Annotated in this window: 31 protein-coding genes and 1 pseudogene; 9 read left to right on the top strand and 23 right to left on the bottom strand. The window is 31.4% G+C overall.

All coding sequences use genetic code 11. The features are described 5' to 3' along the window. Positions 1-23: 23 nt before the first annotated feature. Entirely contained in the window at positions 24-242 is a 219-nt protein-coding gene (gene gvpA, locus ACYQ39_RS00960) for a gas vesicle structural protein GvpA (RefSeq protein ID WP_459840003.1), read from the top strand. 95 nt (positions 243-337) lie between these two features. On the opposite strand, the gene ACYQ39_RS00955 is transcribed toward gvpA, so the two are convergent. From ACYQ39_RS00955 to ACYQ39_RS00905, 11 genes are all read right to left on the bottom strand, one after another. Next, entirely contained in the window at positions 338-1,129 is a 792-nt protein-coding gene (locus tag ACYQ39_RS00955; RefSeq protein ID WP_459840002.1) for a GvpL/GvpF family gas vesicle protein, read from the bottom strand. 20 nt (positions 1,130-1,149) lie between these two features. After that, positions 1,150-1,509: a gas vesicle protein gene (locus ACYQ39_RS00950; RefSeq protein WP_459840001.1), complete on the bottom strand. Its 360-nt coding sequence runs from the start codon at positions 1,507-1,509 to the stop codon at positions 1,150-1,152. 15 nt (positions 1,510-1,524) lie between these two features. Continuing rightward, positions 1,525-1,857: a gas vesicle protein K gene (locus ACYQ39_RS00945; protein WP_459840000.1), complete on the bottom strand. Its 333-nt coding sequence runs from the start codon at positions 1,855-1,857 to the stop codon at positions 1,525-1,527. Continuing rightward, entirely contained in the window at positions 1,847-2,566 is a 720-nt protein-coding gene (locus tag ACYQ39_RS00940; protein ID WP_459839999.1) for a GvpL/GvpF family gas vesicle protein, read from the bottom strand. The genes ACYQ39_RS00945 and ACYQ39_RS00940 overlap by 11 nt, the downstream gene beginning before the upstream one ends. Further along, positions 2,556-2,753, bottom strand: a complete 198-nt coding sequence (gene gvpJ, locus ACYQ39_RS00935) for a gas vesicle protein GvpJ (protein WP_459839998.1) — start codon at positions 2,751-2,753, stop codon at positions 2,556-2,558. Before gvpJ ends, ACYQ39_RS00940 begins: the two co-directional genes overlap by 11 nt. Continuing rightward, on the bottom strand, positions 2,746-2,988 hold the full coding sequence (locus ACYQ39_RS00930) for a gas vesicle protein GvpG (RefSeq protein WP_459839997.1): 243 nt from the start codon (positions 2,986-2,988) through the stop codon (positions 2,746-2,748). The genes gvpJ and ACYQ39_RS00930 overlap by 8 nt, the downstream gene beginning before the upstream one ends. A gap of 1 nt (position 2,989) precedes the next feature. Then, positions 2,990-3,715 (bottom strand): GvpL/GvpF family gas vesicle protein, encoded by a 726-nt coding sequence (locus ACYQ39_RS00925; protein WP_459839996.1) that lies wholly within the window; start codon positions 3,713-3,715, stop codon positions 2,990-2,992. Between the two features lie 4 nt (positions 3,716-3,719). Further along, positions 3,720-4,256, bottom strand: a complete 537-nt coding sequence (locus tag ACYQ39_RS00920; RefSeq protein WP_459839995.1) for a hypothetical protein — start codon at positions 4,254-4,256, stop codon at positions 3,720-3,722. A gap of 23 nt (positions 4,257-4,279) precedes the next feature. After that, positions 4,280-5,194 carry a gas vesicle protein GvpN gene (gene gvpN / locus ACYQ39_RS00915; RefSeq protein WP_459839994.1) on the bottom strand — a complete coding sequence of 305 codons (915 nt, stop codon included), beginning with the start codon at positions 5,192-5,194 and terminating at the stop codon, positions 4,280-4,282. Between the two features lie 19 nt (positions 5,195-5,213). After that, positions 5,214-5,468 (bottom strand): gas vesicle protein GvpO, encoded by a 255-nt coding sequence (gene gvpO / locus ACYQ39_RS00910; protein ID WP_459839993.1) that lies wholly within the window; start codon positions 5,466-5,468, stop codon positions 5,214-5,216. Positions 5,469-5,698: 230 nt separating this feature from the next. Further along, positions 5,699-6,553, bottom strand: coding sequence for an alpha-helical endospore appendage domain-containing protein (locus tag ACYQ39_RS00905; RefSeq protein WP_459839992.1), 855 nt, complete (start codon positions 6,551-6,553; stop codon positions 5,699-5,701). Positions 6,554-6,734: 181 nt separating this feature from the next. On the opposite strand from ACYQ39_RS00905, the gene ACYQ39_RS00900 reads away from it, so the two are divergent. Next, the gene (locus ACYQ39_RS00900) at positions 6,735-8,018 is read left to right on the top strand and encodes a glycosyltransferase (protein ID WP_459839991.1); all 1,284 of its coding nucleotides are present in this window, start codon (positions 6,735-6,737) and stop codon (positions 8,016-8,018) included. A 21-nt stretch (positions 8,019-8,039) separates the two neighbouring features. On the opposite strand, the gene ACYQ39_RS00895 is transcribed toward ACYQ39_RS00900, so the two are convergent. Continuing rightward, positions 8,040-8,228: a DUF7164 domain-containing protein gene (locus ACYQ39_RS00895; protein ID WP_459839990.1), complete on the bottom strand. Its 189-nt coding sequence runs from the start codon at positions 8,226-8,228 to the stop codon at positions 8,040-8,042. A 58-nt stretch (positions 8,229-8,286) separates the two neighbouring features. Between ACYQ39_RS00895 and ACYQ39_RS00890 the strand changes: the two are divergent. Continuing rightward, a pseudogene (locus tag ACYQ39_RS00890) lies at positions 8,287-9,006 on the top strand (protein kinase domain-containing protein). 14 nt (positions 9,007-9,020) lie between these two features. On the opposite strand, the gene ACYQ39_RS00885 reads toward ACYQ39_RS00890, so the two are convergent. The 3 genes from ACYQ39_RS00885 to ACYQ39_RS00875 form a co-directional block, all read right to left on the bottom strand. Further along, positions 9,021-9,302, bottom strand: a complete 282-nt coding sequence (locus ACYQ39_RS00885; protein ID WP_459841599.1) for an alpha-helical endospore appendage domain-containing protein — start codon at positions 9,300-9,302, stop codon at positions 9,021-9,023. 109 nt (positions 9,303-9,411) lie between these two features. After that, entirely contained in the window at positions 9,412-9,801 is a 390-nt protein-coding gene (locus tag ACYQ39_RS00880) for an alpha-helical endospore appendage domain-containing protein (protein ID WP_459839989.1), read from the bottom strand. Positions 9,802-9,905: 104 nt separating this feature from the next. Beyond that, positions 9,906-10,388 carry an alpha-helical endospore appendage domain-containing protein gene (locus ACYQ39_RS00875; protein WP_459839988.1) on the bottom strand — a complete coding sequence of 161 codons (483 nt, stop codon included), beginning with the start codon at positions 10,386-10,388 and terminating at the stop codon, positions 9,906-9,908. 103 nt (positions 10,389-10,491) lie between these two features. On the opposite strand from ACYQ39_RS00875, the gene ACYQ39_RS00870 reads away from it, so the two are divergent. Beyond that, positions 10,492-10,962 (top strand): SPOCS domain-containing protein, encoded by a 471-nt coding sequence (locus ACYQ39_RS00870; RefSeq protein WP_459839987.1) that lies wholly within the window; start codon positions 10,492-10,494, stop codon positions 10,960-10,962. A 13-nt stretch (positions 10,963-10,975) separates the two neighbouring features. Here the strand turns inward: ACYQ39_RS00870 and ACYQ39_RS00865 are convergent, their stop codons facing one another. Both ACYQ39_RS00865 and ACYQ39_RS00860 read right to left on the bottom strand, forming a co-directional pair. Further along, positions 10,976-11,659, bottom strand: coding sequence for a hypothetical protein (locus tag ACYQ39_RS00865; protein ID WP_459839986.1), 684 nt, complete (start codon positions 11,657-11,659; stop codon positions 10,976-10,978). A gap of 20 nt (positions 11,660-11,679) precedes the next feature. After that, positions 11,680-11,928 (bottom strand): hypothetical protein, encoded by a 249-nt coding sequence (locus ACYQ39_RS00860; RefSeq protein WP_459839985.1) that lies wholly within the window; start codon positions 11,926-11,928, stop codon positions 11,680-11,682. 353 nt (positions 11,929-12,281) lie between these two features. Between ACYQ39_RS00860 and ACYQ39_RS00855 the strand changes: the two genes are divergently transcribed. The 4 genes from ACYQ39_RS00855 (at position 12,282) to ACYQ39_RS00840 (ending at position 14,756) form a co-directional block, all read left to right on the top strand. Further along, a complete protein-coding gene (locus tag ACYQ39_RS00855; protein WP_459839984.1) occupies positions 12,282-13,313 on the top strand; it encodes a hypothetical protein in 1,032 nt (343 codons plus the stop codon). Between the two features lie 163 nt (positions 13,314-13,476). After that, complete coding sequence (locus ACYQ39_RS00850; RefSeq protein WP_459839983.1) at positions 13,477-13,629, top strand: hypothetical protein; 153 nt, start codon at positions 13,477-13,479, stop codon at positions 13,627-13,629. 61 nt (positions 13,630-13,690) lie between these two features. Beyond that, on the top strand, positions 13,691-14,185 hold the full coding sequence (locus tag ACYQ39_RS00845; protein WP_459839982.1) for a hypothetical protein: 495 nt from the start codon (positions 13,691-13,693) through the stop codon (positions 14,183-14,185). Positions 14,186-14,408: 223 nt separating this feature from the next. Next, positions 14,409-14,756, top strand: coding sequence for a hypothetical protein (locus tag ACYQ39_RS00840; protein ID WP_459839981.1), 348 nt, complete (start codon positions 14,409-14,411; stop codon positions 14,754-14,756). Between the two features lie 51 nt (positions 14,757-14,807). On the opposite strand, the gene ACYQ39_RS00835 is transcribed toward ACYQ39_RS00840, so the two are convergent. Continuing rightward, on the bottom strand, positions 14,808-15,122 hold the full coding sequence (locus ACYQ39_RS00835) for a hypothetical protein (protein WP_459839980.1): 315 nt from the start codon (positions 15,120-15,122) through the stop codon (positions 14,808-14,810). A 142-nt stretch (positions 15,123-15,264) separates the two neighbouring features. On the opposite strand from ACYQ39_RS00835, the gene ACYQ39_RS00830 reads away from it, so the two are divergent. Next, complete coding sequence (locus ACYQ39_RS00830; protein ID WP_459839979.1) at positions 15,265-16,347, top strand: hypothetical protein; 1,083 nt, start codon at positions 15,265-15,267, stop codon at positions 16,345-16,347. Positions 16,348-16,387: 40 nt separating this feature from the next. Here the strand turns inward: ACYQ39_RS00830 and ACYQ39_RS00825 are convergent, their stop codons facing one another. The 5 genes from ACYQ39_RS00825 to ACYQ39_RS00805 form a co-directional block, all read right to left on the bottom strand. Next, on the bottom strand, positions 16,388-16,642 hold the full coding sequence (locus ACYQ39_RS00825) for a hypothetical protein (protein WP_459839978.1): 255 nt from the start codon (positions 16,640-16,642) through the stop codon (positions 16,388-16,390). 43 nt (positions 16,643-16,685) lie between these two features. Further along, entirely contained in the window at positions 16,686-17,048 is a 363-nt protein-coding gene (locus ACYQ39_RS00820) for a hypothetical protein (RefSeq protein ID WP_459839977.1), read from the bottom strand. Between the two features lie 19 nt (positions 17,049-17,067). Beyond that, entirely contained in the window at positions 17,068-17,742 is a 675-nt protein-coding gene (locus ACYQ39_RS00815; protein ID WP_459839976.1) for a Crp/Fnr family transcriptional regulator, read from the bottom strand. A gap of 195 nt (positions 17,743-17,937) precedes the next feature. Further along, a complete protein-coding gene (locus ACYQ39_RS00810) occupies positions 17,938-18,849 on the bottom strand; it encodes a cation diffusion facilitator family transporter (RefSeq protein WP_459839975.1) in 912 nt (303 codons plus the stop codon). A 252-nt stretch (positions 18,850-19,101) separates the two neighbouring features. Beyond that, a complete protein-coding gene (locus ACYQ39_RS00805) occupies positions 19,102-19,824 on the bottom strand; it encodes a class I SAM-dependent methyltransferase (protein WP_459839974.1) in 723 nt (240 codons plus the stop codon). Between the last annotated feature and the right edge of the window lie 3 nt (positions 19,825-19,827).

Below are 19,827 nucleotides of genomic sequence, written 5' to 3'. Positions count from 1 at the left end.
CTCAAGAAAGGAGGAGGAGTGTAATGGCTTTACAGAAGTCTACAGATGCTTCCAGTTTAGCAGAAGTTGTAGATAGAATTTTGGATAAAGGTATTGTTGTTGATGCTTACGCTAGAGTATCTTTAGTAGGTATTGAATTATTGTCTGTTGAAGCTAGAGTAGTTATTGCAAGTGTAGAAAGATGGTTAAGCTATGCTGAAGCTGTTGGATTAGTTGCTGAAGAAACTGCTACTGCAGTATAGACCAAAATAGCAATCATAAACCTAAAACTAGTTTACGTAGTAAAATCTTTGGCTACAACTAAAATAAGGGCCAATGTTGGCCCTTATTTTAGTTGTTATTCTACTTTAAAAGAAGAAATAAAATTATATGGTGGCCAAGGGCCTGTATATTCAATATCAATATGCTCTTTATTTAATCTATCAAGCTCCTTATTTAACTTAGTTATCATTTTTTCTTTCACTCTATCATCTACTAATATAGCTGTATTTAAAATCATTTCCTTTTCTATCCTAGTTATTTCTCGTCCAAGATTATCATTTCGTTGACATTCTATTCCTAGCTCCTTAATCTGATTATATATATCATTACCTATATTATAAAGCTCTTTTCTAGCCTTTTCTTCAAGTTCATTATTCAACTTCTTCTTCTTAAAATAGGAAGCACCTTTAGACATAGAATTAATATCATTTAAATCCTGTTTAGACTCTTTATATTTCTCTATAAAGCCTCCTTTATCAACATAAAGTTTACAAGACCATTCTTCTTTATCTGATAAATATTCTAATGTTTCATATAATTCAGTATAATTTTGCTCCAACAATTTTTTTATTTTTTCTTCGCCATAAAAAACTGTACAAAATTTCATAGGAATTACCTGCGAATGATCCATTACTGATCTTAAAATATTCATATGCACCTCTGATTTTTCCTTTAACCAACTTAAATTCTCAATATTTTCATCTATTGCTGGATGACCATATTCTGCTAAAGGTACTATACTTATTAGTCCATTTAAGTCACCATTTTTTATCTTATGAAGGTGATAATTAGAATCTATACCTTTAATTTTATAATCTTTCCACTCTCTATTTAAAGTCACACCGTAAAAGTAGATTCCTTTATCCAATACTTAATAACCTCCCTTACTTAATCATCTAACTTAGCTTCTATCTTTTCTAGCCTTTCTATAATCTCAGTTCTTTCTAATTTATCAGCTGAAGAAGAGTTTAATTTCTCATTTTTAGATTCTTCTATTTCTTCCTTTTCTCCCTTATTATCATGAGCTAATGACGAAAGAGAAGGATCCATTGTCCACCAATCAATTCCTATTTCTTTAGCTTTATCAACTGAAGCTACAACCAAACGAATCTTAATAGTAAGTAAGTCAACATCTGCTAAAGCAATACTTATATCTCCTGCAATAACTACTCCTTTATCTAATATCCTCTCTAATATTTCACCTACCCCTGAACCTGTTGTAGAATGAGTAATACGATTTGAAGGCATTTCTACTTCCCTCCTCTATATTAATCTGCCTAATGGCCCTAGATCAATATTTAATTCCTCATCTTCTAAATCAAAGACAATCTTTAATTCTTCCATCTTATCTTCTAATTTCATAAAAGTTAAACCTAACTCTTCTATTTCTTCATCTTTTAGAGAATCATTTTCTATTCTTAACATTGCTTGTTTCTCTAATAATCTTCTTAGCAACTCGATTAAGGTTAATACAAGTTTTGCTAATCCTTGTTCTACATTATCTTGATTAGCATTTATCCGATCATTAAAGTTCTCTTTAATATTATCAGCTTGTCGACTGACTTCTTCCTCTAAAGATGAATAATCATCTGACATGAGAGAATAAATCACCTCCTTCTTTAAAATTTACAAAGTTATAAGGTGCCCAAGGCCCACTAAACTTATAAATTATATCATCCTTAGTTGTTGTCTTGAAATTATTTATTCTTTCTTTAAAAAAACTAAATTTGTCTATTTTAATTAAATAAGAAGCATTAAAAATCAAAGGAGGGTTTTCCATATATTCAGAGGTATATTTATCACTATTTTCCTCCAATAAATCAGTTAGCGGATCAATCGTTTGTCTTAGGTCTTTAATTAAGTTCTTTCTTTTTTGATAATCATTGTATAATCTCATCATATAGGACTTTCCTGTTCTCTTTTCTAATTTGTTTTTATTTATTGTTTGCTCTAGTTTACTACATATTTTTAAACCTACTTCTATCTTCCCTTCATAATTCTCTAATAGTCTATTAATTTTATCAGTATTAGTTTCTACAAAGTTATCAATAGGTTTCCTATCTTCTATTACTGTTCCAAAAGCAAAAGGAAGTACTATACCATCTTGTATTAGAGAATTTAATACTTTATTATGCTCTTGTAAGCGACTTAACTTTGCTTTATACTTACTTTGCTTAACATAACTATAGAGAACATAAAAATTGGAATAATCAATGATTTTCACTTCTTGTTTCTCAATACCTTTAATCAATTTATTAGTATCAAGCTTACTAATACCATATAAATAAATAAAATCATTTTTCACATATACCAGCCCTTTTAGCATTATCTAAATTTTCTACAGAAGTAATAATCAATCTTACACCTACGTATAATAAATCAACATCTGCTACTGAGATAACTAAATCTCCAGTTAATACAATCCCCTTATTCAACAATCTATCTAATAAATCTAATAAGCTTAGCTCTCTATCTAACTCTAAATCATTCATTATTTTTTTCACCTTCTTCTTTCCTGAGATTCTTTTTATACTCCCTTATATCTTTAATTCTCTGCATTAATTTATCTTCTTGAGTCTTATACTCTTCCTCGCTGATTTCCCCCATCTCATACTTTAAATTTAAATTTAATAACTTCTCTCTAACTTTATCTTCATCTAGATATTCCTCTTTTGTTCGATCATATACTATCTTAACTACCTTCATTATACTATTTATTCCAAACATACTATTCCACTGTAAATTCTTCTTCTACAAAATTATAAGGGGGCCAAGGACCTGTATAATTAAAGACTAATTTCTCTTCATATTCCTCATAAATATCATTTACCAACTTATCAAATGTCTCTTCCTTACTTTCATCAACTAAAAAAGCACTATTAAGTATCATTTTAGGATTAGGAATAGAATTCAACTTACTATCAGCTGATATATCTGCTAATCTCTTATATATTCTTTCAGTATAAAATTGTCTAGCTGCATCAACTTTTTCTTCAACTAATTTCCCTACTTCTGCCATTTCCATCTGTTCTGAAGTTTCATCTTTCATTGCTTGCTCTTTTAAATCCTGAATCTCTTGGTCTTCTATTTCTTCACTAAAAGATTCGTCAGTCCAAAAAACCTTCAAACCTACTTCAATGCTACCTTCAATCTTATTAAATAAATTAACTAACTTATTATAGTTACTACTCAAAAAACTCTTTATTTCATCTTTATCCTTACAAACATGCCCAAAACTCATAGGAATCAATTCTCTTTCTTCCATAATACTTTCAATTACTTCTTCATGCTTTGATAGTTCATCTCTAGTAGGAAATATATCTTCGGCTTCAACCTCTCTATCTTCAACTACCATAGCTACATCCTTATAACCTACTACATATAATTCCTTACCCTCGATTAAATCTTTATTATCATTAAAATCACTTATTATACAAAAACAATACTTATTCATGCTCTTAATCACCTCTTTCACTTAACTTTGTTAAAGTTATTATTAAATCAGGAAACTTATATTCAATTTCTTTAATTCTATAATCCTCTTGACTAAATTCTAATTCTTTAGAGTTCTCAGTACCTCCTTGAGTCTTAATAACCAATGATTCCTTTTGCAAAAGATTCATTTCTTCTTTTATAATATTTTTAAAAGCAATCTTAACAATAATATCTCTTCCGTTATCTTCTACATTAATCTTAGGAGGAGGATACTTACTAGGAGGAATACTTCTTAATTCAGGTGAATCTTCAGTCTTCTTACCTAATTCTCCCATCTTAATACCTAATTTATATAATCCTTTCATATCTGGGCCAACATCATTCTCCTTCTCTATTTCACCTTCATATTCTCTGTATGTCTCTTCATTACTTAACATTTCTGAACAAATGCCAAAGATCTTAGATACTCCTGTAAGTAATCCTTCTAATTTATTCTGACTAGATGACTCTTTGACACTTTCTTTTTCTTCCTTCTCTTTATCTGTCAAATCATCATTCACACTATCTCCTCCTAACAAGTTATTTATTTTAAAAGATTAAATTCTACAAGTAACTCACTAATTAAAGATTCTAACTCCTCTCTTCTTTCACTACTAATCTGAATATTTGAAGTTTCTGAAAGTAAAACATCTATACATATTTGCTGAATTATCTTTTGATCTTTAGCTAAATTAAGTTTATTAGATTTTAGTATATTAGCTATCATAATACTTGATCTAATAGTTGGATTAAATTTGTTATTAGCATCTTGTCGAAAAGTCCTTACTATATTAACAATAGACTGACAAATCTTTTTAGATACTCCTGTATTCTTATTCACTATCTTTATTTCAGTTTCTCGATCCGGAAAATCCAACTCTAAGGTAATCATTCTACTTTTTAATGCATCTTGAGCTTTATGCACACCAGCATATTCTTCTGGATTACTAGTAAATATTATTCTAAAATCAGGATGTACTTCAATCTGTTTTCTTTTTCTACTAGTTAAGGGAATTTCAACTACCCCTTCTTCTAAAATAGATAATAAAAAATTATTTATTTCAGGTCTTGATCTTGTAAACTCATCATAGATTAGTACCATACCTTCCTTACAAGCTTTTAATAATCTTCCTTCGACCCAATCTTTATTATAATCTTCTTTATGTTTAGTTACTGAATGTATAAAGTTATCATAGGTAACCTCTTTAGTTAGCCCCAAACTTCCTCCAATTAAGTCTCTTCTTCCAAAATCTTCGTTACCAAACATTATTTGAACTGGTCTATCCATTAGCTTAGCAACATATAAAGCAAGAGTAGTCTTTCCGGTACCAGGTAATCCTTTAAAATGTATTGCATAACCTGTTTTTAAATACATTAAAGCTCTATTTACTATATTTTTTATATAATTTGTCTCAACAAAAGATTTCATACCTTCCTCTTCTATATCTTTTAACTTCATTACAATCCCCCTAATGAGATTATTCTAATGAACCTCTTTCTCTTAACTCTTTTCTAGTATATGAAGTAACATTTAACTCTTTATCTATTTTAGCTTCATATTTAGCTATTAGATCATTTCGTCCCTTCTTTCTCATATATTTATCCTCTGCTACTACTTCAAATTCTATATCCCATCCATCATCAGTTGGTATTATTGAAATTACTTCTATTTCTCTATCTAATATATCAAGAAAAAATGTTCTTGATTTTTCTAGAACTTGATTAACTTTCATTTTTTTCCCCCTTTTTATAATTATAGATAATTTAGATGGTGATATAACATATATTTAATAATATTTTGAATTAGAGATGTAGTTGCTAACATCATTACTAATATATATTGGTAGATAGTAGACATTATTAAGAAATAATAATTTGATATTCATAAATGACTAAGTATAAAGTGGATATATAATTAAAAAAATCCCCCTAAAAAATAGGAGGAACTAATTAAATACTTTTGTTATGCACAAGTTCCTATTGCTAAATCTCCATTTAATGGTATAAATCCATTAGTAGTATGCAATACTTGATTAGTGTTTGCATTTCTAATTATCATACTAAGTTCATCATTTGCTGCAGGTGGCTTAAGGTCTTGAGCTTCAAAAACAAAGGTTACATCTTCTCCATTTAAGGTTCCTTCTCCAGTAATTCTAATCTCTGCTTCTTCTTCAGTTAGATCTGCTAGGCATTCTATTGCCAATGATTCTGGATTGATTATTAAATCTACATTACCTTCTGTTGTTTCTTGAATCTTATACACAAATTGACTAGTCCCAGCAACACTATCGTTGCAATTACATTCTAATTCTCTTTCTGTAGGTGCTTCAGTAGCATCAGTACAGATTGATAATTCATCTAAAACCACTCTTTGTCCACCAAGATTTCCCCCAAATTGATTACCTTCTTTAGGAGTTGCACTACCACTTCCTGCTATACAACATTCACACATTTCTGGAGCTACTGTTGTAGTACTTGTTGTACTGCTTGTACTTGTAGTCGTACTAGATGTTGTACTAGATGTTGTGCTAGTAGTAGTTTCAAGCTCTCTTTTGTACTCTAAAATATCTTCTAACTTGAATTGCAGAAGCATCTCTTTTTTTATAGGAGTTCTCATTACTTTAGAGACACTCTTTTGAAAGTCAATTACCTCTTCTGGAGACATTCCCTGATCCATCATCATCTGAACAATAGCTTGTATCTTCTCTGCTTCTGCATTCATAAAATGGGCCAAAGATGTCTCTTCTAATGCAATAGATTCTAATAGATCAGCTAAAGCTTCCTCTTCCTCTCTATCTGGAATCTCTGGCATTGACATTTTTATTCCTCCTTTCAAAGATTTTACTATATAATATGAGTAATAAAATTATTTGTTACATTTATCTTGTTAAATAGTAATAAACAAGTTTATATACCAAATAAAACCTATAATATTACCTATTTAACTATCAATAGAATATAAATAAGTTAATTTATATATTAAAAAGGAGGTATAACTAATGAAAGTAGCTATTTTAACTATGTTCAATGGTCTTGACCGTAACTATTCTTTAGTCAATGTAGTAGCAGAGCAATTAAAGATGCTACTTAATAATGATATAGAAACTAAAATATTAGTTAGTGAAGATTGTCCTGATGATGCTCGCAATGGTATCTATCTAGATGATAGAGTCCAATGGGCCAAAGTCAAAAACACCTATCAGGACCAACAAATTCATTGGCATGATTACTCTCAACCAGAAGGTGAAATACATGATACCTTTTTTGAAGAAGCAGAAGTAATTGCCGAGGACTTAGTAACTAAATTATCTGATGTAGATTTCTGTATTATGCATGATATCCACTATCAAGGTTGGCATCTAATTCATAATGTAGCCCTGCGTAAAGCCCAAGAAAAACTACCAGAAGTTAAATTCATTGCCTTTACTCATTCCTTTCCTGTTAATCGCCCTACTAACCCTAAGTGGCCCTTTTCTGCTCGTTATACACCAATGCCTAATACTACCTATGTCTATCCTACCTACTCAGGAATTCCTGCTCTAGCCAATCAATATAACCTACCTGAAGGTAGATGTCGAGTTGTTAATAATAGTTTAAATTTACTAGAAGATATGAGTCAAGAAACTCAGTTAATTACAGAAGAAACAGACTTATTATCTCCTGATATCCTCATAGTCTATCCTGGTAGATTGACAACTGGTAAGAAGTTTGAAAAGGTTGCTGCCTTTGCAGGGGCAATGAAGAAGAAGAATGAACAAAGTATCAAAGTAGTCTTCTGTGATTTTAAATCTACTGATATTAAACCTGAATTATATAAAGTAATTATTAAAGAGACAGGGGGTAAATTTGGTCTTGCTCAAGATGACCTCTTCTTTACCTCGGATTTAGGATATCCCAATGGTATTCCCCGCCAAGCTGTTCTAGAGCTCTTTACTCTCTCTAATCTCTTTGTCTGTCCTTCTTATTCTGAATCCTTTGGCTTAACCGTCTTAGAAGCAGCTAGCAGAGGTAACTTTCTCGTTCTAAATCAGGCTGTTCCTGCTTTAGAGGAGTTAGGTAAGAAGTTAAATGCTTACTTTATGCGCTGGGATGCCCGAAACTTTGGCTTTGATACTATAGAAGATTATCACCCTTCGGAAGAAGACTATTATCAAGAACATGCAGAAATCATCTTCAATTCTATGCGAAAAAATCAAGTTATTCATTCTAAGACTCAGGTTAGGCAACGATATAGTCCAGAATGGATCTGGTATAATCAATTAGAACCTTTATTACAAGAATAAATGGATAGAGGGTCTACCCATTTATTCTTTTGATTGTAAAGCCATATATAAACAATAATTTTTCACTCTATCAATATCTAAATTCTCAGTAGATATATCATTATAACTCCCTGTTTCAAATTCAAACTTAGAGAAAATATCATTAGTATGCCAACAATGAATATGAGAGTGATAAGCAATTGGATCAGATGAAGTACTAGGATAATTCAATAAGTTAAGAATTCTTTAGGCTGACTTAAAATAGGATACTTAACTTTAATACAGTCCTGTGGAAACGGTGGAAAATAGAATCTTAAAAAATTATCAGCTTGATTTGAGTCCTTTAGGAAATGGCAGATTTGGAGTAGTCTATTTGGCGAAAGAACTTAATTCTAAATCTAAAGTGGCTATCAAAGAATTATATGATATTAAACTGGCCCAACATGAAACTAGTGTGATGAAGAAATATAGAGTTCACCCTTTCTTACCTCAATTATATGATTTCTTTATAGTAGAAGATAAAGCCTATATTGTCATGGAATACTGACCTGGAGGTAAGATTGGAGACAGTAATTTTCAGTTTCCGAGCAAAAAACGAAGTCAAAATAAGGCAATTCTTATTATCTTAAATTTATTAAAAAGGTTAGAACACCTTCATCAGATAGGATTCTTACATTATGATATCCTCCCTAAGAATATATTAATTAAAGATGATAATCTTAGCACGCTTAAGATAATTGATTTTAGCTTAGCAAAAGCAATAAATTGTTCAGAAACTCATCCCGATTATAAGAATAAAGATTTATACGAGACTACACTAATGTGCATTTATCTAATTCAGGGAACTGTTTCAAAAAGAACAATAGAAGGTTTAGAAGGACTAAAGGATAATTATACAAAGGCATTCATCCAGATAAAGATAGTCAGTATGATTCAGCAGAAGAATTTAGTCAAGCCTTACTACAAATTAAAAACTCCCACCTCCATAAGAGATGAGAGTTTTAATTAATATTCAGATTATTGTTAACAGTCTTCCAACTCTTTCTTAGCCTCTAATACATCTTCTAACTTAAATTGCAGTAGTATTTCTTTCTTAATGGGTGTTCTCATTGACTTAGATATACTATCCTGAAATTCAAGCACATCCTCCATATCAATATCTTCCTCTTCCATCATTGTAGCTACTGCTTGAATCTTTTCTGCTTCTGCATTCATAAAGTGGGCCAAGGCTGTCTCTTCTAAAGCAATTGACTCTAGTAAATCAGTCAAAGATTCTTCTTGTTCTCTCTCTGGTACTTCTGGCATTGTCACCTCTACCAACTCCTTTTAAATGGGTTAAGTAATAATTCGATATATACTATGGTAAGCTAAACTTAAATGTTACATAAATTATTTCCCACTTATAGAAATAAAATCAATCATCTAGGTGACCTTCATAATAATCGCCTTGATAATAACCTTCCTCATCCCACTTATCATTTTCTAATTTACTCTGATATTGATCATCTTCAGTATCTTCCTCAGAATAATCTACTACTTCTTTTTTTTGAGCCTCTAATACATCTTCTAATTTAAACTGAAGCAACATCTCTTTTTTTATTGTTGTCTTGAGCACTTTAGAGACTTCTTGCTGGAAGTCAATTATCTCATTAGGTGTTACTTTACAATCGTTAATAAACTTTTCTATCTTATCTGCCTCGGCATTTATAAGATGGGCCAATGCCGCCTCCTCTAAAGCAATAGACTCTAATAAATCTATTAAAGCAGTTTCTTGACTCTTATCTGGAATCTCGGGCATTGACATTCTTAATCCCTCCTAAATAATAAAAGTTATTCTCCCCTAATATATGATATTCTTACCCTTAAAGAAATGTTACAAAAAAACAAAAACTCCCTAGTAGGAGTTGACTACAGATATAATTCTAGTTCATCTATTTCGGCTTGTAAAGACTCCTTCATTCTCTCTCCAGATTTAATAATCAACTTTAAACTTCTTTCTAGACTAAGCAACTTCCTTCTAGATAACTTGTAATTTTTCTTAACCTGTTCTATAAATTGAGTTTCAACCTGTAAGAAATTATCTATTACTACTTCTAAAAATATAATTACCTCTAAAGCATCTAATTCTATTAGATCTATCTTCTGTTCCTTCAAAATAGACTCTAATTTAAAGTGGAGTATTAGGTGGATCTGTGTAATACTCTTAATAATAGAAACTAATTCCTGATGGAAGATTATTATCTGGTCTAAAGAAAGAGATAACCGACTAACCTCTTTCAATTTTGCTACTTCAGTATTTAAAAGATGGGCCAAAGCTTTATACTGATCTATAATAGATTCTATTAGATTAATTGTTACTTCTTTAGTTTCTTCTGTTGTTGGCCCAGACATCTCTATTGCCTCCTCTACTCAATAGATAATCACATATTTTTAAGAACAATCCCTATAGCTTTGAATATAAATATAATAGTATTCTGGAAAGGAGGTAGCTAAAGTGGGGGACTTCTCTGAAGAAGATAATTTATTTGAATTAGTTACTGTTGATGATAACTTTAACTCACTACCTTCAGAAAGCATCTGTAAAGAGTTTCTAAAAGAAGAGACTCTACTTATTCCCGATCAAAAACCAGATATAGAACAATTGGCTAAAATTCTTATTAAGCCTAAAATTACTAACAAAAAAATAATCCAGGCACCAGAAGGACCAAAGGTAATAGTGCAAGGTCTGATTATAGAAAAGAAGTTTTATGTAGCTGATACTCCACAACAGTCAGTCCATGCTGCTGAATTTTCTTTTCCCTTCTGTAACTTTATTAAATTACCACCTAAAACAAAGGTTGATGACCTAAAGATTCGAGTTGAAGATGTCATCTTACAGCTAGTTAATAGACGAAAGATTAGTCAATGTATTTTAACCTGTCTTTGTGTAGTTCCTAAAAAAAGATATTGCCAGCCTGCCTACTAAACTAAGGAGAGGATCATCTCTCCTTTCCATCTTCTAATTGAGTATAACTCTTTTTTCGTTTATTAACCTTAAATTCTTTATCTTGATTACTATAGTCATCTTCTTTTTTTGGAGTTGAATTATCTTCAGTTACTTCTTGCCCTAATTCTCTTTCTATCCGTTTCTTTTGTTCTAAATAATACTGGTCTTGATAATTCTTTTGAGCTTGCTCACTCTTACTTGCAGAAGAATGATAATCAGTAAAAGAGTTCGGAGTTTCTCTAATAGCAGCAATAACCTCTAGTTTAACCTCAATTAACTCCCTATGGTCAATTAAAGTAATAAAATCCCTTTCTATCTTACATAAAACCCCTTCTACTACACAACAACCTCCACCTGTCATTAGATTAAGAACTATAAACTCTCCTAATTTATTCTGTAATAAAGATTTCAGATTAGATTCTTCTCTACTACCAAAGTTCTCTAGGACAGCATTCTCTTCTGATTGTCTTTGCTCTTCTTCTTGACTGCTCTGTTGTAATCTATTCAGTTGCTCAACTAAAAAATCGATTAACTCTCTTTCAACCTGCCCTACTGAATTATTAGTTTTTAACTCATCTAATCGCTGTAAGAGAAAATCAATCTCTTCATCTGTTAATTGAGTACCATTAATAGTAGAACTGATTTCTTCTAAAGATAGGTTATTATTTTCTGCCATAGGCTACTCCTCCCTCCTTCTTATCTATAATAACTGTTGTTATCCTTTCCTTGGGTACCATTGACTTTCCGTTTTATAGCTACAATAGCCTTGATAGGTATCTGAATTCTAGAATTACCATCAATCAAGACTAAAAAATCATCTTCTACATTACATAAGATCCCTTGCTGTTGGCAACAATCAGCTCCTGATTTAATAATTACCTTTATAAATTCACCTGATTGTCTTCTAATCTGTTCTAGAAAGGTAATCCCCTGACTATGCCCCATGTTTCATCCTCCTTCTAAGCCTCTATATAATTTTAGAGAGCCTCTATTAAAATTTAATCTATTATAGGTAAGAATATGACATGAATAATCTTTAAGTTATGTTAAAAGTTGCGGTTAATCTAGTTCACTACTAGTTAGAAAAGTTCATATTATAAAGTGATGAAAGAAAATAAAGTCTATTTAAAAAAATATAATCACGCTTTGACTTCCTTTTCATATCATAATAACAAATAAACCAATAAATAAAATAATTAACATTATATACTATCATATTGAATTCTGTTTAAATCTCCTTCTGAATAATCTATGTATGAGAAACTATAATCATGCTAGATTAAGAAAGGGGATTATAAATGGATTTAGAGATACTGGTTAGTGTTCTGGTGAATCTATTTTATATGGATCAAAAGGAATTGAGACAGACTAGAAATTATCTACACCAATTAGTAAATATAGACGAAAGAAGAAAGGAGGAAAGTCTGGTAATGGATTATTTTGAAGAAGAATTGGCTGAGAATGGGCAGGAAGTAGTTGTTGAAGATGTAGAGGCATCAGTGACTGAATCTGAATCAACAGATAATGACGGCCAAGAGATAATTGCTGATTCAGAGCCAACTGACGAAGAAGAATTGCTGGCTACTGATGAACTAATAGATCAGGTGATGAATAATGAAGAATTAATTAAAGAGTTAGTAGAAGCTCAGGAGACTGGGTTAGAAGAGTTAAAATTTGAGTTGAAAGACTTTATTAAAGAAGAATTAATAACAAACAAGACTGAGAAAGGAGGTGACTATGCTATGGCTGAGGAAGAAGAAGTAATGGAAACTGAAGAAGTTAAGATCCAACAAGCTAATTGTGATCCAGCTTGTGATTGTCCAGTAGATCAAGTATTAGAAGATGAATTGGATACTGAAACTGAAATAGAGATCTGCTGTGTTAAAGTTCTTCCTGAGAATTTCTTTACAGATATAGAAGATGGTCCAGTTGACGATCTTGAATTAGCAACTGATGAAGAAAACTTTACTTTAAATAAATTACGTTGTTGTGTAGAAGTAGTTGATGCAGTAAGTGATATTGGTTGTGTAAATAGAGTATGTGTTGGAAGAGCAGTAGGATGTGTTGAGTATGGAGTACTTGCTGTTCCAGTAGATGATGCTGGAAACCGGATAAATCGACCTGGAAGTGAGAATCCTGTAATTGTCTGTTGTAATAATCATGTCTGTGTTGATAATATTATTGCTCGCAATTGTACCTGTAGTTGTCCATGTAATCATGTAGAAGTTGATATCACATGGGATGATGTAGAATTTGATATCTGTGAAGAAAATAAAGCAATTGTGACTTTTACAGGAACATTGACTTTGATTCCAGTAGTCGGACCATAAAAGTTAAATTTGCGGATAAAAGTGAATTAAGTATTTAGTAATATTTATTACCCCTAGGGAATATTCCTTAGGGGTTTTATTATTTTAACTAACAATAATTCCCATAAGACAGTAACACAACCTCTCAATCATGCATATTATAACAAAAAAGGAGGTGTCAACTATGAGTAAAGGAAAAGGCAAACCAGCCTGCCGCAAAACAAGAAAAATACCTCTTGAAAGATTAATCTGTATCAAATACAACTTAAAAATTACTGCTAAATGTGATATTAAGAAGATTGAAGATAGAGGACCAGTCTGTGATACTGACTGCTAACCATTAACTTAGGGGTGTAGAAAAATCCACACCCCTACTACATAAGATAGGAGGTTAGAAGATGTCTAATGAGTTTACAACAGTAATATCAGGTGAGACCTATCTGAAGGCTTTATCTGATGAACCAATTGAACCAGATGATATTTCAGTCGAAGTAGAGGCTGAAGGGACTACTTCCGATGAAGCAAATATGATTCCTCTCTCTATCCTCTGGGCCTATTTCCAAGCTCAGGAACGAGACTTAATAACAGAAGACGAACCTACCCCCTGGGAAGATTCACAAGGAAATAGTCATTTATCTGATCAAGAAGTTAAAGAGTGGATTCAGTTCTTAGATACTATACTGACTGATGACTGGACTACCTGGATTCAAGATCCAGATGAGATTAGACAGCGTAGTATTGCTGCTTATAACCAACTACAGCAGACTGAAACAACTAAGCAACAACCTGATAAGTCCACATCAGATCAAATTACTTCTCTTGAAGAAACATTAGGAGTTCAATTTGAATTGAGTATTGAGACTGAGGTTGATGATGTTACTGTCAATAAATGATATAAAGTAGCTTAGCAACTTTATATCAGTGTACATGACAATGGACAGTTAAAAATCTACAATCAAAACCTCATAATCATTTAATATACAATAAAGTATAAAGGTTTTGATTTTCCTAGCAGTCCGTAGGACTGTCTGTGTAAACCACTGTAAACTGTAAATTGTACACTGTCAACTATTGATATAAAGCTTAGCTTTATATCAAGGAAAGCGAGGAGATAAAGTGGGAAAAGAGTATACTACAACAATCTCTTGCCAGACCTATCTCAAGGCCTTGTCTGATGAACCGATTGACCCTGATGATATTTCAGTCGAAATAGAAGCTGGTACTTCTACTCCCGAGCTTGATTCAACAGTACTAGCTATTCTCTGGACCAACTTTCAAGCCTGCCGCCAAGGATTATTAGAAGAGAGTCAGCCTGGACCATGGAGTGAGATTAAAGAAGAAGGTGCTTGGACTCAGTTTCTCAGACAAGTTATTACTGATACTAGTTGGGTAGACTGGATAGAAGATCCTGATGAAGTAAGAAAAAGAACTAAAGAAGGCTATAAACAAATTAGAGATAAATAAAAAACCAGGCCAACTTTGGCCCGGTTAAAATCATGTAAACTTAACTAATCTTTATACATCTAGATCAAGGTCTACATCCTTATTATCTAACTGCTGTTGGAGATTATCAACCAACTCTGCTAATTCTTCTTCGTTTTGGGCATTAGTACTATCAACATTATCCAACTCAGTCAATAAATCACTTAGACCACTTTCATCTAAAAAATTATTGAATTCTGTTGGATTGGTTAAGTAGAGGTTAAAGACAGATTCTAGTAATTCCTGTTTCTCTTCAGAAAGATCACCTGCTCCTAATTTATCAATTAGTTCCTGATTAACTCCTAGCATATCAGCTAGTTCATTTACATCAAAATCCTGATCAGTCACTCTACCCCTCCTTTTATTCTTCACATCAATCTATACTTATGTATCAGATAAGAAAAAATACTGGGAAAATATTGAAACCAAAGTCATGGTTTTAGTATAGTAAGCATACTTATTAATAAGACTTAATCTAAGGAGGGAAAAAATGCAGTTATCTGACTTTCTAGCTGAAATCTCAAACAAACAGTTAAATCAGTTGGCCCGACAACATCATATCTGTTATGAAAATAACTTTTCTAAGTTATGGATTACCGACAAATTAAAACGAAAACTATTAGATAGAAACTATTTACAGAAGATAACTAAACAGTTAGACCCAGCAGCTAAAAAAATGCTTAAACAATTAATCAATACTGAACTAATTAATAAAAAAACAGCTGACCCAGAAACTTGTTACCAACTAAAACAGTCAGGATTAATTTATGAAAAAGATAACTTCTACTATTTACCTCAAGATATTAAATCAATCATGACCAATAAGTGGAAACAAAAAGTTACAGAAAAAATGACTCAACCTAAGATCAAACCTAAATTAAGACCTTTACCTATATCTAATTCTACTACTAACTCCAAAATCAAGATTAATCAACCAGTACAACTAACTTTTTATCATTATTTACTTTTAATCCTCAGTCAAATCAAACAAAGAAAGAATAAAGAAGATCTATTATCCTATTTAGAACAGATTAATTTCACTTCTTTTTCTAGTAAAAAACTACTTCAATATATTACTAGATATAGTAAATATAATAATCTAGTAACTGATGAATTAAACCAACAACTAGATATTAAATCTTGGTTACAGACAAATTATTCTCAGAAACTTCTGCAAGGAATAGAAACCTTCTTTCCTTATTCTAAACATTTATTACGCCAAATAACTGCTGTCTTAAACCATAAATCTACTAAATCACAACTCAGTTTAAAGTTTGTTGAAGACAACCTACAACTTAATAAAATCAATCAAGATAGCCAAGACTTATTAGAATTATTAGATATATTTCAGTTTACTAAAGATAATTTATCCTTAACAGCTAAAGCCAATAAGGCCTTTGACCCTGAAATTGGAATAGACTTTGATTCTCCTCAAGTGACAAAACAGAATATTATTGTTGGTTCTAATATCTCTTTATCTGCTCTTTGGAATATCTGCCAGTCCGCCCAACTAACTAGACTCGACAATAAACTTATCTTTACTTCTAAAAATGGGATTAAAAAATTTAGATAATAAAAAAGGCACTAGCTCTTTAGAGCTACTGCCTTTTAGCTTATTGAAAACTTAGATTCATAGCCTTATAACTTAATGACTTGATATTATTTACCTCTTCTTCAAATTCAGTTAGAGCATTAGATTGACCACTGAACTGTAACAAAATCAACCCTTGGTCATCACTATAATTATGTAGTCCTATTCTAGTCTTAATATTATCTCCATACTTAGTCAAGACTTCTTGCATCTCAGGTGCAAAATCGCCACGTTCATCTAGCTGTAAAGCTACAATTGCATTTTCAGCATCTAACATAATTATAACCCCCTATCTATATTATTAATCTATTCTAAAGGGATTATGTAAAATATATTACACTAATAACAAATAAAACTAAACTAAACAGAGAAATCCCCTTACCTAATTTAGGATAACCTAAATTAGTAGGGATTAAAGCAGAAAATATAACTAGCTCCATCAAAACAGGAGTAACTATTCGTAAAGCCAATTTAGAATTTAGAATTAAAAATTCCATCCCCCAAATATAAACTCCAAAACCTAATACTAACCAGATTAATTTATCTTTATCAATCGAAAAGATAACACTATCTCTACTATCTTTTAATAGTAGGGTTTTACGTAATCTAGGCTGTAACGATTTAATAACTGCCACTAATATCAGATTGGCTATTAAGAATAATAGATCAACACTAGCTAACATAATCTAAATCCTCCTAATACTAAATTATTTCTTTAAGACCACTGAGATCCTTAATTACTATCTTTTGACGAGAAACATTAACTATATCTTCTTTCTTAAACTTACTTAAAACTCTAGATATGGTCTCTCGTGAGGAACCAATTAAACCAGCTAAGTCCTGTTGGCTCAGTGATAAGCTAATACTAGTCTTCTGTTGATTATCCCAGCCATGCTCTTGGGCCAAATGGACTAAGATACTAGCAGTTCTACTTTTAGTATTCTTAAGTCCCAAGTTTCTAACTCTCATCTGAGCTCTACGTAAACGTTTACTCATTACCCTAAGCATTTTAATTGTAATCTCAGGATATTTTCTCATTATATCTTCCATATCTTCTTTACTGATGACTCCAATCTTTGAATCTTCTATAGCCACTGCTGTAGCTGGGTATTCTCCTTGATCGAATAAGACAACCTCAGCAAACATATCTCCTGTCTTGAATAAGTTTAAGATCTGTTCTTTGCCACTTTCAATCATTTTAGTCAACTTGACTTTACCTGATTCAATAAAGAATAGTCCTTCTCCCTCTTCACCTTCAAAAAAGATAAATTCACCTTTTTGATACTTACGGGTAAACATAATATCTTTTATTTTGGCTAACTCTTCATCTGTCAAAGCTGCAAAATAAGAGCTCTGCTTTAAAAGTTGTTTCTCCATCTTAACACCTCTTTATATAAAAGTTTTTACCTCTAGATTTATAGTTTATAACTAATTACCATAGAATAGACTTCAAGATAGATTAATATATTCCTGCCTACTATTATATATAGTCTTTATAACTTCTTATTTTACCCTTCTTACATAAAAAAATATAGATCAGATACTTTAAAATTTAATAATAAAAGAGTCATCTTAAGATGACTCAACTCGACTGTATACTTTATCACTGTGGGCATTTTTAGGATCAACATGAATCAAGACTTCATTAACATCAACCATCTGTTGACTAACCTTTTCTTCTATCTGCCTGGCAATCTTATGCCCCTCAATTACTGAAATATCACTAGCAACAATAATTCGTAGATCAATAAAGATTTCAGAGCCATAAGTTCTAACCTTTAAATCAGATATATTATATCTATTAGCTTGGTCTACAACCAATGAATATACCTTCTGGTATAGCTCAATATCAACTTTATCCATTAGATCATCAATAGCGTCTCTAAAGATATTAAAACCCATCTTTAATATCATGACTGCAACTACTAATCCAGCTAGCGGATCTAAGACTGGATAACCTAATCTAGCACCTATAATACCAACTAAAGCAGCTATTGATGATAAAGCATCTGAACGATGGTGATGAGCATCAGCAATTAAAGCCTTATTATTTAGTTGTTGGCCTTTACGATAAGTGTACTGATACATTATTTCTTTAATTAGAACAGATAATATAGCTATCCAAATGGTAACCAATCCCGGTTTCTTTATCTGCCCACTCCAAACCTTTACTAATGTATCTTTAACCAATAATACTCCAGTTAAAAATAAGATAGTTCCAATTAATTTAGCAGCAATTGTCTCTGCTCTCCCATGACCATAGGGATGATCTCGATCAGCTGGTTTGCGAGAGACTCTAATAGCAATCCAGACTGTAGCTGTTGATAAGACATCTGAAATAGAGTGAATTCCATCAGCTATAATTGCTTGGCTAAAGAAGAAAACTCCAATTAAAATCTTTATCACTGATAAAATAAAGTTAGTCAGTAAAGTAATTAAGGTAACCTTTTTATTGGTCTGATACCTTTTTTCGGGATTCATCATCTACCCCTTCCTTACTTATTAAATCTAATTAAATATAGTTGACATTATTATTTTTTTCAATACATAATATGTCTGGCAATAAAACTTGTGCAATATACATCTTTAAGAATTAAAACTATTCCCCTGTAATAATACATGTTATGATGTAGAAAAGATATAGAAATTATTTTAATTTAATATTAAAAACTGATATTTGTGATGAAAATAAAAAAACTCGCCCTCAAGGGACGAGTTGACTAACTTATCAAATATTTATTTACTGGCCTCAACGACTAAAGGAAAAGAAACAGCAGGTTCATATTCTCTAAAATCAAAACCTCCATAGAAATTTATATCTCTAAAGCCTACTTCTTCTAATGCACCTCTTAACTCCTTAGTTTCTAAAGGATATAGTAGGACTGAATTGTTAAATTTACCGTCAGGTGTTTCTAATTCTGTTATAAAATCAACTTTACCTACTTTAAACTCATAATCTCTAGTTAATTTAACTCTAGCTTGCTGATTATTAATTGTAGGTAGACTAGTTACTTTTTTAGATAATATACGATTATAATTTACAATCTGTAAAGCTAGTTTACCATTTTCATTTAATAGCTTATACATTTTATTCAACACATCTGTAATCTCTTCTATTCCTTCAAGATGAACCAAAGAATTTCCAATACAGCTGATTAAATCAAACTCACTAGTTGAGTATAAATTATCAACTTCTCTCATATCTGCTACTTGAAACTCAACTTCTAACTCATCTTGAGCAGCTTTCTCTTTAGCCTGTTCAATCATTGCTTGACTTAAATCAATTCCTGTTACTTGATAACCTTCTTTAGCCAATGCTAAAGCATAAGTTCCTGTACCTGTAGCTACATCTAAAACTCTACCTTCCTCTGACAAAAGTTCTTTAAAGAAATTAAGCTTTGGTTCTTTAAAAGGAAATATATAATCATAATACTGGCTAAACTGCTGATAAAACTTCATTTT

It is taken from the genome of Halanaerocella petrolearia, assembly GCF_054657875.1.
Note: the sequence above shows the minus strand (reverse complement) of the source record. Positions and strands in the feature narration are given on the sequence as shown.